Source organism: Haemophilus sp. HN_Hi10, from assembly GCF_049821985.1.
Classification (GTDB): Bacteria; Pseudomonadota; Gammaproteobacteria; order Enterobacterales; family Pasteurellaceae; genus Haemophilus; species Haemophilus influenzae_D.
Map to the genome: position 1 here is coordinate 373,145 of NZ_CP187495.1, position 14,788 is coordinate 387,932.

11 protein-coding genes, 1 tRNA gene, 1 rRNA gene and 4 pseudogenes are annotated in these 14,788 nt (G+C 37.5%); 11 read left to right on the top strand and 6 right to left on the bottom strand.

Annotation, left to right across the window (positions count from 1 at the left end; genetic code table 11):
• Window positions 1–206: 206 nt before the first annotated feature.
• From ACPT8Q_RS01855 to tfoX, 3 genes are all read right to left on the bottom strand, one after another.
• Window positions 207–281, bottom strand: a tRNA-Glu gene (locus ACPT8Q_RS01855).
• Between the two features lie 131 nt (window positions 282–412).
• Window positions 413–1,951, bottom strand: a 16S ribosomal RNA gene (locus ACPT8Q_RS01860).
• Between the two features lie 295 nt (window positions 1,952–2,246).
• Window positions 2,247–2,900 (bottom strand): DNA transformation protein TfoX, encoded by a 654-nt coding sequence (gene tfoX, locus ACPT8Q_RS01865; protein ID WP_076773806.1) that lies wholly within the window; start codon window positions 2,898–2,900, stop codon window positions 2,247–2,249.
• A gap of 371 nt (window positions 2,901–3,271) precedes the next feature.
• On the opposite strand from tfoX, the gene recA reads away from it, so the two are divergent.
• Both recA and recX read left to right on the top strand, forming a co-directional pair.
• Window positions 3,272–4,336 (top strand): recombinase RecA, encoded by a 1,065-nt coding sequence (gene recA / locus ACPT8Q_RS01870; protein WP_050848032.1) that lies wholly within the window; start codon window positions 3,272–3,274, stop codon window positions 4,334–4,336.
• A gap of 78 nt (window positions 4,337–4,414) precedes the next feature.
• Window positions 4,415–4,873 carry a recombination regulator RecX gene (recX, locus tag ACPT8Q_RS01875; RefSeq protein ID WP_050949418.1) on the top strand — a complete coding sequence of 153 codons (459 nt, stop codon included), beginning with the start codon at window positions 4,415–4,417 and terminating at the stop codon, window positions 4,871–4,873.
• On the opposite strand, the gene crcB is transcribed toward recX, so the two are convergent.
• Complete coding sequence (crcB, locus tag ACPT8Q_RS01880; protein ID WP_021034533.1) at window positions 4,870–5,256, bottom strand: fluoride efflux transporter CrcB; 387 nt, start codon at window positions 5,254–5,256, stop codon at window positions 4,870–4,872. The genes recX and crcB overlap by 4 nt on opposite strands.
• Window positions 5,256–6,074: a Cof-type HAD-IIB family hydrolase gene (locus tag ACPT8Q_RS01885; protein WP_021034534.1), complete on the bottom strand. Its 819-nt coding sequence runs from the start codon at window positions 6,072–6,074 to the stop codon at window positions 5,256–5,258. Before ACPT8Q_RS01885 ends, crcB begins: the two co-directional genes overlap by 1 nt.
• A 414-nt stretch (window positions 6,075–6,488) precedes the next feature.
• On the opposite strand from ACPT8Q_RS01885, the gene ACPT8Q_RS01890 reads away from it, so the two are divergent.
• The 4 genes and pseudogenes from ACPT8Q_RS01890 (at window position 6,489) to ACPT8Q_RS01905 (ending at window position 10,627) form a co-directional block, all read left to right on the top strand.
• A complete protein-coding gene (locus tag ACPT8Q_RS01890; RefSeq protein WP_050949419.1) occupies window positions 6,489–7,493 on the top strand; it encodes an ornithine carbamoyltransferase in 1,005 nt (334 codons plus the stop codon).
• A gap of 9 nt (window positions 7,494–7,502) precedes the next feature.
• Window positions 7,503–8,435, top strand: coding sequence for a carbamate kinase (gene arcC / locus ACPT8Q_RS01895; RefSeq protein WP_050848028.1), 933 nt, complete (start codon window positions 7,503–7,505; stop codon window positions 8,433–8,435).
• A 105-nt stretch (window positions 8,436–8,540) separates the two neighbouring features.
• On the top strand, window positions 8,541–10,070 hold the full coding sequence (locus ACPT8Q_RS01900; protein ID WP_050949420.1) for a YfcC family protein: 1,530 nt from the start codon (window positions 8,541–8,543) through the stop codon (window positions 10,068–10,070).
• An 89-nt stretch (window positions 10,071–10,159) separates the two neighbouring features.
• Window positions 10,160–10,627: pseudogene (locus ACPT8Q_RS01905) on the top strand (Lrp/AsnC family transcriptional regulator).
• A gap of 36 nt (window positions 10,628–10,663) precedes the next feature.
• On the opposite strand, the gene ACPT8Q_RS01910 reads toward ACPT8Q_RS01905, so the two are convergent.
• On the bottom strand, window positions 10,664–11,899 hold the full coding sequence (locus ACPT8Q_RS01910) for a Zn-dependent hydrolase (protein ID WP_005692794.1): 1,236 nt from the start codon (window positions 11,897–11,899) through the stop codon (window positions 10,664–10,666).
• Between the two features lie 122 nt (window positions 11,900–12,021).
• Here ACPT8Q_RS01910 and pepE point away from each other — a divergent pair, with 122 nt between their 5' ends.
• The 5 genes and pseudogenes from pepE to ACPT8Q_RS01935 all read left to right on the top strand — a co-directional run.
• The gene (pepE, locus tag ACPT8Q_RS01915; RefSeq protein ID WP_012055130.1) at window positions 12,022–12,726 is read left to right on the top strand and encodes a dipeptidase PepE; all 705 of its coding nucleotides are present in this window, start codon (window positions 12,022–12,024) and stop codon (window positions 12,724–12,726) included.
• 17 nt (window positions 12,727–12,743) lie between these two features.
• Entirely contained in the window at window positions 12,744–14,039 is a 1,296-nt protein-coding gene (gene dcuC / locus ACPT8Q_RS01920) for a C4-dicarboxylate transporter DcuC (protein WP_042603616.1), read from the top strand.
• A 154-nt stretch (window positions 14,040–14,193) separates the two neighbouring features.
• A pseudogene (locus ACPT8Q_RS01925) lies at window positions 14,194–14,250 on the top strand (hypothetical protein); the annotation flags it as partial.
• A 15-nt stretch (window positions 14,251–14,265) separates the two neighbouring features.
• A pseudogene (locus tag ACPT8Q_RS01930) lies at window positions 14,266–14,427 on the top strand (IS3 family transposase); the annotation flags it as partial.
• 85 nt (window positions 14,428–14,512) lie between these two features.
• A pseudogene (locus ACPT8Q_RS01935) lies at window positions 14,513–14,767 on the top strand (transposase); the annotation flags it as partial.
• Between the last annotated feature and the right edge of the window lie 21 nt (window positions 14,768–14,788).

Sequence of the window (14,788 nt, forward strand, 5' to 3'; positions counted from 1 at the left end):
GTATCTTCATTCAACTAAACACTTGATTGCTTTTGTTCAATCAAGATTTTATGCAAAACAGGTTTTGTTTTTAGAGTTTCCTTTTCAGTTCTCTCTTTCACTTTCCTATCTTGCCCACTCAGACTTTCTCTCGAAAATCTCTTGTTTTCAGCTTGTTTCCAATTTTTTAAAGAACAACAAGATAATCTAACAAAGTTATCTTTAATTGGCGTCCCCACGGGGATCGAACCCCGGTTACCGCCGTGAAAGGGCGATGTCCTAGGCCTCTAGACGATGGGGACATCAATTAAAGATACTCTATCTTCTTTTTATCTTTTAACGTTTATTTTTCAACGTTGCTTTCGCTTCGTTTTTAATCTTGTCTACAACTATCAGCCAATCTGTGTGAGCACTCGCTGTCTCTCGTCTTTGGTAAGGAGGTGATCCAACCGCAGGTTCCCCTACGGTTACCTTGTTACGACTTCACCCCAGTCATGAATCATACCGTGGTAAACGCCCTCCTAAAGGTTAAGCTATCTACTTCTGGTACAACCCACTCCCATGGTGTGACGGGCGGTGTGTACAAGGCCCGGGAACGTATTCACCGCGACATTCTGATTCGCGATTACTAGCGATTCCGACTTCATGGAGTCGAGTTGCAGACTCCAATCCGGACTTAGACGTACTTTATGAGATTCGCTCCACCTCGCAGCTTCGCTTCCCTCTGTATACGCCATTGTAGCACGTGTGTAGCCCTACTCGTAAGGGCCATGATGACTTGACGTCATCCCCACCTTCCTCCAGTTTATCACTGGCAGTCTCCTTTGAGTTCCCGACCGTATCGCTGGCAACAAAGGATAAGGGTTGCGCTCGTTGCGGGACTTAACCCAACATTTCACAACACGAGCTGACGACAGCCATGCAGCACCTGTCTCAACGTTCCCGAAGGCACTCCAATATCTCTATCGGATTCGTTGGATGTCAAGAGTAGGTAAGGTTCTTCGCGTTGCATCGAATTAAACCACATGCTCCACCGCTTGTGCGGGCCCCCGTCAATTCATTTGAGTTTTAACCTTGCGGCCGTACTCCCCAGGCGGTCGATTTATCACGTTAGCTACGGGCGCCAGAGTTAAACCCCAACCCCCAAATCGACAGCGTTTACAGCGTGGACTACCAGGGTATCTAATCCTGTTTGCTCCCCACGCTTTCGCACATGAGCGTCAGTACATTCCCAAGGGGCTGCCTTCGCCTTCGGTATTCCTCCACATCTCTACGCATTTCACCGCTACACGTGGAATTCTACCCCTCCCTAAAGTACTCTAGTTACCCAGTCTGAAATGCTATTCCCAGGTTAAGCCCGGGGCTTTCACACCTCACTTAAATAACCGCCTGCGTGCCCTTTACGCCCAGTTATTCCGATTAACGCTCGCACCCTCCGTATTACCGCGGCTGCTGGCACGGAGTTAGCCGGTGCTTCTTCTGTATTTAACGTCAATTTGATGTACTATTAACACATCAACCTTCCTCAATACCGAAAGAACTTTACAACCCGAAGGCCTTCTTCATTCACGCGGCATGGCTGCGTCAGGGTTCCCCCATTGCGCAATATTCCCCACTGCTGCCTCCCGTAGGAGTCTGGACCGTGTCTCAGTTCCAGTGTGGCTGGTCATCCTCTCAGACCAGCTAGAGATCGCAGGCTTGGTAGGCCTTTACCCCACCAACTACCTAATCCCACTTGGGCTCATCCTATGGCATGCGGCCTTACAGTCCCGCACTTTCATCTTCCGATTCTACGCGGTATTAGCGACAGTTTCCCGTCGTTATCCCCCTCCATAAGCCAGATTCCCAAGCATTACTCACCCGTCCGCCACTCGTCAGCAAGAAAGCAAGCTTTCTCCTGCTACCGTTCGACTTGCATGTGTTAAGCCTGCCGCCAGCGTTCAATCTGAGCCATGATCAAACTCTTCAATTCAAGTTCAATCGCTCAATATACTGCTTAGCTATAAATAAACACTACTTAAAAAAGTAATTATGAATTTTCAGTTAAGCACCTATTAAGACTTCAAAATTAAAAAATATTTTTAAAACAAGTCAATCAACAAGTGCCCACACAGATTGTCTGATATATTGTTAAAGAGCAAAAAAGAACGACGCACTTGGAAACTTAAAAAACTTCACAACAGTGCGTCGTTGTGTGCGGTGCATTATAGGGATTTTCAAATCCCTTGCAAGTACTTTTTACAAAAATTTATTTGAATGAGCAAATTTTATTCATCATCTAATTTTCTATAGCCTTTCAAGCCATTTTTTCTCAAAACTTCGTTTAATTTCTTCAATAAACGCTCTTTTTCAGCTTGACTTAACATCTGACTATTTTTATTTTGCAAAGCACATACTAACTTCCAATAAAAATCAAGCGTAGCACCACTGCCATTTTTCTTTAATTCTACCAATGCATTTTCTGCACCAATTTCTCTTAGCATCACAACATCTGTAATACCAACTTTTATTAAAGCTCTTTCGTGTTTAATCGTTAAATTGGGTAAATCCTTTAATCGATTTAACTTTCTTAACGTATATTCTAGCTTCTGCTCAAGAATCTGCTTAATAGAAAGAATAATCAATTTTCTACATAACATATTATTACGTAAAACCTGTTCAGTAAGTGCATAATATTGTGAAAGCACAAACCGTTTATTCAATTCATTCGTTGTAAAAGGTTCACAACCTAATTTTATTAATTGAGTTGCAAGCTCATCTTCACCTCGTAAATAAAGCTTTTTATTTTGCCAGATGGCAAACATTGTCTCTTCCTTGTGAAACAAACCGTAACCAGTAAAAAGATTTTTAAAGGTAACATTTCCTACTAACAGGTCTAGCAAAGAGCAAACTTTATCTATATGCCCATCCTTTATATTCATATATAACCTCCAATGAATAATTATTTTAAAAGAATCAGTAGAAGTACTTCTGATTTCATTTATATCATGACATTTTTACTACACCTAAATATAAATCTCAGATTTGTGAAGCAGATCGTAAATTTGAAATTTATTTTTATGTAAACGATTGGTTTATATATAAATATACTATATTTAAAACTTTTTTTGCGATTAAAAATCGTACATAATTTGATCTAATTATTCTATCAAAACTTTTATTTTTAGACTAACTCACCTTTTTTACTAGAATGTATACCCCATATTTTTTATTAATATAAATATTTTTCTTGATCTGTACATCAATACAGATATAATCATAAAAAATTGGACATTCAAACAGGAATTTAATTATGGCAACTCAAGAAGAAAAACAAAAAGCACTAGCGGCTGCATTAGGGCAAATAGAAAAACAATTTGGTAAAGGCTCAATTATGAAATTAGGCGATACTAAAACGTTGGATGTAGAATCTATTTCTACCGGATCACTTGGCTTAGATGTTGCACTGGGAATTGGTGGTTTACCTATGGGTCGAATTGTAGAAATCTTCGGACCCGAATCATCTGGTAAAACAACATTAACTCTTTCCGTCATTGCTCAAGCGCAAAAAGCAGGAAAAACCTGTGCATTTATTGATGCAGAACACGCACTTGACCCTATTTATGCAGCAAAACTAGGTGTAGATGTAAAAGAACTTTTTGTTTCTCAACCAGATAATGGAGAACAAGCACTTGAAATATGTGATGCATTAGTTCGTTCTGGCGCAATTGATGTAATTATTGTGGACTCCGTTGCCGCACTGACACCAAAAGCTGAAATTGAAGGCGATATGGGGGATTCTCATATGGGTCTGCAAGCGCGTTTAATGTCTCAAGCTTTGCGTAAACTCACAGGTCAAATTAAAAATGCAAACTGTCTAGTTGTGTTTATTAACCAAATCCGTATGAAAATAGGTGTAATGTTTGGTAATCCTGAAACCACTACAGGCGGTAATGCATTAAAATTCTATTCATCCGTTCGCTTAGATATTCGCCGTACAGGTTCTGTAAAAGACGGGGAAAATATTATAGGAAATGAAACTCGCGTAAAAGTAGTAAAAAACAAACTAGCAGCACCATTCCGCCAAGTGGATTTCCAAATTCTCTATGGAGAAGGCATTTCAAAAGCAGGTGAATTATTAGAACTTGGGGTAAAACACAAACTTGTAGAAAAATCAGGTGCGTGGTATTCCTATAATGGCGAAAAAATTGGTCAAGGAAAGGCTAATTCAATGAAATGGCTTAACGAAAATATAGAAAAATCAGATGAATTAGAAGCTCGTTTACGTGCTGAATTAGTAGCTAATCCAGAACAAGCCTTAATGGCTGACATTGAACAATCTGAAAATAGTTCAGAATCAGAAAGTGATTTTGAATAAAGAAAATTACAAATGCTAAAAGTGCGGTTAAAAATGACCGCACTCTATATCAATTCAATAAAATGAAGGAATCATTCCTTGTCATCTCTTGCTTTTAATTACATAGTCAATCTTCTTACACGCAGAGAATATAGTGAATTCGAGCTCCGCAATAAAATGCAGGAAAAGAACTTTTCGGAAGAAGAAATTGATGAAGCTTTATCTCAATGCCAAGCAAAAAATTGGCAAAGTGATCGTCGTTTTTCAGAAAATTATCTAAATTCACGCGCGCAAAAAGGTTATGGTGTAGTAAGAATTCGACAAGAATTACTCCAATTAAAAGGTGTGTCTTCTGATATTATTGATGAAGTTTTAATGGAATCAGAAATTGATTGGTATGAAATGGCTGAGAACTTGTTACGTAAAAAATTCCCAAATTATAACGAACAGCAAACGCCTAAAATGAAACAAAAAATTTGGCAATATATGCTATCACATGGATTTCGTAGCGATGAATTTGCTGATTTAATTGGGCAAAACCAAAGTGAATGGGATTAATGTAAAAGTTGAGAACAAATTTTATATATCCAAATACCCAACCCAGTCATAGCTAAACATCCAAATAAATGCATAATCAATACACAAAATCCATTTAACCACTTGTCATTAAAAAATAATTCCACAACTTCGGAAGAAAAAGACGAAAATGTAGTTAGCGATCCTAAAAAACCAGTAATTAAAAATAACCGCCATTCAGAACTAATTTGTGGGAATTGCCAAAAAATCCCAAGTAATACACCAATAATTAAACAACCAAGCAAATTAGCGATTAAAGTCCCAAAAGCAAAGGAAGAAAATAAAGGATTAAATAACAATCCTATAGTCCAACGCAATGACGCGCCTAATATTGCACCACAACTTATGAATAATAATGCCTGCATTAATAATCTAATCCAAATTGAGTTCGCAAATAACAAGCGACTGATTCTTCTTTATTTGAGCCAATAACTTCTAAATCTGGACAAGCCGTTTTTAAACGAATATCAGCATCTTTCATAATGCAACCTTTTCCAGCCCAAGAAAGCATTTCTACATCATTCATTCCATCACCAAAAGCAATACAGTCTTTTAACTCATATTCTCGTGATTCGAGTAAATGTTTTAATGCATCCCCTTTTGAAACATTCTTATTCATTACTTCCAAACAAGCTAATGCAGAATAAACAATTGTCGTCACGTCACCAAACTTATCTCGTAAATAGGTTTCTACTTCAACTAAATCCTCTGGAGTTTTACCAATAAAAAAGACTTTTTCTGTCCCACGTCCATGATGTTTGGAAAAATCAACTACGTTATAATCAAATCCTGATTCTTTGTGGAACTGACGCATTGCAGGAATATCTTTATTAGTAAACCAACCTTCATCTTGATAGCTATTCATGCATACTTTGGACGTATCAAATGGCGTTTTGTAAAGCTCGAGAACTAATTCTTCAGGCAAGCTATTGCTATAAAGCAAATTACCCTGTAAATCCCGTACACGAGCACCATTTGATGTAATCATAACCGCACGTTCCGCACCAATTTTTCCAAGAATGGATGACACATCGGTATGATTACGTCCTGTTGCCAAAATAATATCTACGCCTTTTTGCTCTAATGCTCTCAGCGTATCAATGGTAAGATCACCCACTAAATGTTCAGGTGTTAAAAGCGTGCCATCTAAATCAGACACCATTGCTCGAAAAGGTAAATTCATAAAAACCTCAAAAAATAAACTATGCTTATCATATCACTAAATATACAAATGGTACTTGCTGAAGATCAATGTATTAAAAACTGTAATAAAAATAACCGCACTTTTATTAAGCATCAATAGACACATTCCTCTTTATCCAATAATAAGCTAAAACATATTTTCGTTTAAATTGATCTACTATTAGAAATTAAACAAATACCAATAAAGAGTTAGTTTATTTTTATTAGAATGAATATAAATTCTAATAAAGCTAAAAATCTCGCAATAAAATTCTACATACTGGAATTACCAGTTGAAAAACGATAACAAATTTCATTTTACCTCTCTTATAATACAAGTGTTCGAACAACAAGCAGTACCTCGAATGATGTATGTTTATTCCCCAATGGATAGTCAAAAAACAAGGAGATTATTATGGCTTTCAATATGAAAAACAGACATTTACTTAGTCTTGTTCATCACACAGAACGTGAAATTAAATATCTCTTAGATCTCTCCCGAGATTTGAAACGAGCCAAATATACAGGCACAGAACAACAAAAATTAAAAGGCAAAAATATCGCACTCATCTTTGAAAAAACCTCCACTCGCACACGCTGTGCATTTGAAGTCGCCGCTTATGACCAAGGCGCACAAGTCACCTATATCGACTCTAACTCCTCCCAAATTGGCCACAAAGAAAGTATGAAAGATACCGCCCGCGTATTAGGCAGAATGTATGATGGCATTGAATATCGTGGCTTTAAACAAAGTATCGTTCAAGAACTTGCTGATTATGCTGGTGTGCCAGTATTCAATGGTTTAACCGATGAATTCCACCCAACACAAATGCTTGCTGATGTGCTTACCATGATTGAACATTGCGACAAACCATTAAGCGAAATTAGCTATGTCTATATTGGGGATGCTCGTAATAATATGGGTAATTCACTTTTATTAATTGGTGCAAAATTGGGTATGGATGTGCGGATTTGTGGACCTAAAACATTATTACCAGAAGCAAGTCTTGTGGAAATGTGCGAAAAATTTGCGAAAGAAAGCGGCGCTCGTATTACCGTAACTGAAGATATTGACAAAGCGGTGAAAGGTGTTGATTTTGTTCATACTGATGTGTGGGTTTCAATGGGTGAACCATTAGAAACTTGGGGCGAACGCATTAAATTATTACTTCCTTATCAAGTAACCCCTGAATTAATGAAACGCACTGATAATCCAAAAGTGAAATTTATGCACTGCTTGCCAGCCTTCCATAACAGCGAAACCAAAGTTGGTCGTCAAATTGCTGAAAAATATCCTGAATTAGCTAATGGTATTGAAGTGACTGAAGATGTATTTGAATCGCCAATGAACATTGCATTTGAACAAGCAGAAAACCGTATGCACACAATTAAAGCTGTAATGGTAGCAAGTTTGGCATAAGGAAAACGTATGAGAATAGTGATTGCATTAGGCGGTAATGCGTTATTACGACGCGGAGAACCAATGACAGCCGAAAATCAACGACAAAATGTTCGCATTGCTTGTGAGCAAATTGCTAAGATTTGGCCAAATAATGAATTAGTGATAGCACACGGTAATGGTCCACAAGTGGGTTTGCTCGCCTTACAAGGTGCTGCTTATACTGATGTGCCAACCTATCCTTTAGATGTATTGGGAGCAGAAACAGCTGGAATGATTGGTTATATGATTCAACAAGAACTCGGTAATTTAGTTCCATTTGAAGTGCCATTTGCAACGTTATTATCTCAAGTAGAAGTTGATATCAACGACCCAGCTTTCAAAAATCCAACTAAACCAATTGGTCCTGTTTATACGAAAGAAGAGGCTGAACGTTTGGCAAAAGAAAAAAATTGGTCTATCGCACAAGATGGAGATAAATATCGTCGCGTTGTGCCAAGCCCATTGCCAAAACGTATTTTTGAAATTCGCCCAGTAAAATGGTTGCTTGAAAAAGGCAGTATCGTCATTTGTGCGGGTGGCGGTGGTATTCCAACTTATTATGATGAACAGCATAATTTACAAGGTGTTGAAGCTGTTATAGACAAAGATTTATGTTCAGCTTTACTTGCAGAAAATCTTGATGCTGATTTATTCATCATTGCAACTGACGTTTCCGCAACCTTCGTAGATTGGGGAAAACCAACCCAAAAAGCAATTTCAGTTGCCTCACCTAAAGCGATTTCAGAACTTGGTTTTGCAGCAGGTTCTATGGGACCAAAAGTACAAGCAGCCATCAACTTTGCGAAACAAACAGGAAAAGATGCAGTAATAGGTTCTTTATCTGATATTGTGGATATTGTGAAAGGCAAAGCTGGTACACGTATTACGAAAAAAGCTGAAGGCATATCCTATTACGCTTAAATAATAAAGGTGCTTTGTGAAATCATTCTCAAAGTAAAAAGTGCGGTCGGTTTAACCGATGTTTTTACCAACCGCACTTTAAACGTTACACATAAGGAGCTCGCTATGGATGCGTCCAAAAAGAAGAAAACGTTTAATTTCCCATCAGCGTTTACAATTTTATTTGCAATATTAATTCTCGCTGTTGGATTAACCTGGATAATTCCATCTGGTTCATATTCAAAATTAACATATAATTCCACTGATAATGTCTTTGTGGTCAAAGCTTATGGCGTTGATGATAAAACTTATCCCGCCACAACAGACACTCTTGATAATCTCAATATAAAAATTAAACTCTCCAATTTCACCGAAGGCGTGATCAAAAAACCAATCGCTATTCCTGGTACTTATCAACGTGTAGAACAACACCATAAAGGCATTGAAGATATCACCAAAAGTATGGTTGAAGGCACCATCGAAGCCGTTGATGTTATGGTCTTTATCTTTGTATTAGGTGGTATGATTGGTGTCATTAACCGTACCGGTTCTTTTAATGCCGGTTTGATGGCTCTCGTGAAAAAAACCAAAGGCAATGAGTTTTTTATTGTATTCAGCGTATCTGTTTTAATGGTGTTAGGCGGTACAACCTGTGGTATCGAAGAAGAAGCAGTGGCATTCTATCCGATTCTGGTGCCAGTATTCTTAGCTCTGGGATATGATGCAATAGTCTGTGTAGGAGCTATATTCCTTGCTTCATCTATGGGATCTGCATTCTCTACAATTAACCCATTCTCCGTTGTTATCGCATCAAATGCAGCTGGTATTCAATTTACTGAAGGTATTGGTTTCCGTGCTCTAGGTTTAGCTTTAGGCGCAACTTGCGTAATCGTATATCTTTATTGGTACTGTAAAAAAATCAAAGCTGACCCAAGTTTTTCTTTCACTTATGACGATCGCGAAGAATTTCGCCAACGTTATATGAAGAACTTTGATCCAAATGCAACTATCGCATTCTCAGCTCGTCACAAATTAATCTTAACGCTTTTCTGCATTGCATTCCCTATTATGATTTGGGGTGTAATGGTTGGCGGATGGTGGTTCCCTCAAATGGCTGCATCTTTCCTTTCCATTACTATCATCATTATGTTTATCAGTGGCTTGTCTGAAAAAGATATTGTGGAATCTTTCACTGAAGGTGCATCAGAATTAGTAGGCGTATCCTTAATCATTGGTCTTGCTCGTGGCGTAAACTTAGTACTCGAACAAGGTATGATTTCTGACACCATCCTTGATTATATGTCTAATGTAGTTAGTGGTATGCCAGGTAGCGTATTCATCTTAGGTCAATTAGTCGTATTTATTTTCCTAGGCTTAATCGTGCCGTCTTCTTCAGGCTTAGCCGTGCTTTCAATGCCAATTATGGCTCCACTTGCTGACTCAGTGGGTATTCCACGCGATATCGTGGTTTCTGCTTACAACTGGGGACAATATGCAATGCTATTCTTAGCACCAACAGGATTAGTATTGGTGACACTCCAAATGTTGCATATTCCATTTGATAGATGGGTTAAATTCGTGATGCCTATGATTGGATGTTTATTACTAATCGGATCTATTTTACTGGTAGTACAAGTATCCTTATATAGCGTTTAATTAGTCAAATTGCCGCCTAGATCACAGTTTTTCTAGGCGGTTTCTTTTATACTAGGTTATCTTTTTTGTTAGCATAAAAAAGATTTACTATGCTTAAAAAACGCTTCGATAATATCGATACCCGTATTCTTAAAGCATTGCAACGCAATGGTCGATTACAAAATAATGAACTTGCCAACGAAATAGGGCTTTCAAATTCAGCTTGTTTACGCCGAGTAAATCAACTGGAAGAAAGCAGCGTAATTGATAGTTATGTTGCCTTATTGAATCCCAAGAAAATAAATTGTCATCTTATCGTTTATGCATTAGGTTCTTTCTTTGAAGAAGATCCAGAATTAAAAGAGCGGTTTATTTTTGAAGTGAAACTAATCCCTTAAATTACCGAATGCCATTTTATGGCAGGAACCTTCGATTTTCTTCTGACACTTTGTGTATCAGATTTAGAAGAGTTTAACCACATTAAAACCACCTATCTTAATTCCAGGCTTGGCATTAAAACCTTAAAATCAGAAGTTACTCTAAAAAAGGTTAAGTCAACAACTGAGTTGCCTTTATAAAAAAACTCGTATTATTTATACGAGTTTTTATAATAATTAACAAACTTCAGCCTGTTCTAATATAACTTTTTGTAAAACTTTAATTCCTGCCTCTATATCTTTCCAATCTGTAAATTCAAGAGGGTTATGACTAATTCCAAAATGAGATGGAACAAAAATCATACCTGTCGGACAAAGTGTTGCCATATGCATTGCATCATGTCCAGCACCACTTGGCATTATTTCGTAAGAATAACCAAGGGAATGTGCAGTTTCAGCTATTTGGTTTACCATATTTTCAGGTAATACTATTGGATTATCTTTTGAAATAAGTTGCAACTCAATTAATAATCCTCTTTTTTCTGAAACTTTACTAACTTCCTCTTGTAATAATTCAAATACAGAATCTCTAGCTTGTACATGTGTACCTCGAATATCTACTAATAATTCACAATATCCTGGCACAACATTCATTACTCCTGGTTTAGCTGTAATATTACCTACAGTAGCTACTGTAGAATGTCCAGCTTGAATAGCCGCTTGCTCAATAGCAAGTGATAATTCAGCTCCTCCTAACAATGCATCATGACGATAATGCATTGCTGTTGCTCCTGAATGATCCGCTTGTCCTTTAATTTTAACAATTGCACGAATTGGAGCAGCAATACCTGTCACAACACCTATTGTTTTTCCTTCATTCTCTAAACGAGGGCCTTGTTCTATATGAAGTTCAAAAAAACATTTAAATTCCTTTGCATCACGTTTTGCTTGATTAATCAAATTAAAATTCATTCCTACTTCAGCCATAGCTTCTGATAAACCCTTTCCTTGTTTATCACGTAACAAACTTAATTTTTCTTGATTTACTATGCCACACATAACTTTACTACCCAATGTAGCAAAATTAAATCTACTCGATTCTTCACAAGTAAAAATTATCAATTCTAAAGGATAACGAGTCTGAATATTCTGTTCACACAATTGCAAAAGAATTTCCAACCCAGCAACAGATCCCAAAGGACCATCAAATTTACCCGCATTCACAACAGTATCAATATGCGATCCGAATGCAACTGCAGGTAAAAAATCTTCTTTACCTGCCTTACGAATAAAAAGATTTCCAATTGAATCTCGACGAATAGATAAATCATATTCTTTACATAATTCAATAATCATATTATGGGCCTTTTCATCCTCCTCTGTAAAAGCTAAGCGAGTCAGCTCGTTTGGTACTGATGAAATAAAAGCCAGTTTTTCAATTAAATTTTGAACACGATTAAGATTAATTGACATAGTTTTCTCCTGATATGATTTATTTTTTGATATTCGTCAAACAATAATAATTTTTCGTTGAAAATTAACCTTTTCTAAGCGTAATATCGGTATTTCTAAATACCTATAAAAAGGAGTAGAAAATGAAAAACATGTTACTGCTCAGTAGCTCAAAATACAAGAACACAGGTTATCTTGAACACACTCTACCTTGGTTACAAAATTTCTTGGCGGATTATCGTGGTAAAACAATTGCTTTTGTGCCTTATGCTGGGGTACGCCGCACTTTTGATGAATACGAAAAAACTGTGCAAAATGCACTTTCTTATTTAGAGATGAATATTGTTTCCGTTCATCATGGTAAACAGCATCGAGATATTATTGAACAAGCAGATGTCATCGCTATTGGCGGCGGGAATACATTTTGTTTGTTAAAACAGCTTTATGAACACAATTTAATTGATATCATTCGTGAAAAAGTGAATAACAGTACGCCTTATTTTGGTTGGAGTGCTGGGGCAAATGTAGTGGGTGCATCCATTATGACAACGAATGATATGCCGATTACTTATCCTCCTTCATTTCAAGCATTACAGCTTTTTCCTCATCAAATTAATCCGCACTTTATTTCAGGTAAAATGCAAGGTCATAATGGCGAAAGCCGAGAAGAACGTTTGGCTGAATTTTTACTCGTTAATCCAACCGCACTTGTATATGCATTGCCTGAAGGTTCTGCACTTCATATACAAAATGAAATGGCAACTGTGTTGGGTGAAAATCCTATTTTGTGCTTCAGTGAAAATATGGAATGTGGCACATTTGATATCAATACAACTTTTTCTTATTAACTTAAAAGGAACATATAATGGAATTATTCAAATCCATCGTTGCAGTGATTGGCATTATTGCCACAATTTATTTTCTGATTAAAAAAGCCGAAACCCGAACAGTTTTGATTGGTGTCGGTTTAATAATGTCCATTCTGACGCTGAATCCAATGGGTGCATTAGATGCTTTTGCCAAAAGCATGACATCTGGCGGATTAATTATGGCCATCTGTTCTAGTATGGGTTTTGCTTATGTAATGAAATACACTCAATGTGACACTCATCTAGTGCATTTACTTACCAAACCATTAAGCGGATTAAAATTCTTCTTAATTCCGATTGCAACAGTCATCACCTTTTTCATCAATATTGCTATTCCTTCTGCTGCTGGTTGTGCAGCTGCGGTTGGTGCAACATTAATTCCTGTTTTAAAAAGTGCGGGTGTTCGACCAGCTACTGCTGGTGCAGCTATTTTAGCAGGAACTTTTGGATCAATGATGAGCCCAGGTTCTTCTCACTCAGCAATGATTAGTGAAATGTCAGGCTTAACTATCACTCAAGTAAACCTTTCACATGCGCCATATAACATGATTGCGGGAGCAATAGGTGCTGTTGTTTTAACAATTCTTGCGCTTGTTTTTAAAGATTATGGTGAACAACATCGCCAAGCTTATCTTGCAGAACAAAAAGAAAATGAAATTAAAGTTGTTGAAGGTGTCAATGTACTTTATGCCCTTGCACCATTAATACCATTAGTTATTTTAGTGATTGGTGGAACATCATTACAACAAGTACCGGGTCTTGAATGGACTAAAATGGGCGTTCCTCAAGCGATGCTGATTGGTGCAATTTACGGCATTATCGTCACTCGTATTTCTCCAGTAAAAATTACTGAAGAATTTTTCAATGGTATGGGAAATTCTTATGCAAACGTACTTGGTATTATCATTGCAGCCAGTGTATTTGTGGCAGGATTAAAATCTACGGGCGCAGTGGATGCGGCAATTTCTTTCTTAAAAGAATCCAACGAATTTGTACGTTGGGGTGCAACAATTGGACCATTCTTAATGGGATTAATTACAGGTTCTGGCGATGCAGCAGCTATCGCTTTTAATACAGCCGTCACGCCACATGCTGTAGAACTCGGCTACACTCACGTAAATCTTGGTATGGCAGCAGCAATTGCTGGTGCAATCGGTCGTACAGCTTCACCAATTGCAGGTGTAACCATTGTTTGTGCAGGCCTTGCTATGGTAAGCCCAGTAGAAATGGTAAAACGTACCGCACCAGGCATGATACTTGCTGTTTTATTCTTAGCATTATTTATGTTGTAAAAATAGTAAAAAATTGACCGCACTTTATTGATCTGCACCCCAAAAGTTGGGCTAACCAAACCAACAATTGAGGTGCAGATTTTTTATGGGTAAACACTACACAATCGAATTTAAATTACAGGTTATTCAACCTATTTTGAATAGGAATAGGAAAATGAGTATTAGAGAAGCTGCACGTTTTTATAATATTCCTTCCAACGCCTTAGTCGGGACGTGGTTGAAACGGTTTGAAAAAAGTAGCATAAAAGGACTTATTCCCAGTAAACCATCAGGACGACTGCCGATGAAACCTAAATATGCAAAAATGCCACCACCCAAAACTGAAGAAGACCGTTTACGTTTGAGAATTTTACAGCTTGAAGAGGAGGTAGCTTACCTAAAGGAGTTGAGAAGACTCAGACTTCAGGACGAAGCCGAGCAAAGGATTAAATAAAGCTTGTGGTGTCATTTTACATTCAGACCTGGGATGACAAGCTTATCGTCGAATCTTGGCTGAACATGGTATCATTCAAAGTATGTCTAGAAAAGGGAATTGCTTGGATAACGCTGCGATGGAAAGTTTCTTTGGGAGATTAAAAACGGAATGTTTTTATGGTCGGGAATTTAACAATAGAGAGTAGATAGTTGATGCCGTCAGGGATTATTTGGATTACTATAATCACCGACGGATTCAACTAAAATTAAAAGGACTGAGTCCGGTACAATATCGAAAACAATCCTTTAAATGACAGTCTAACTTTTTGGGGTCA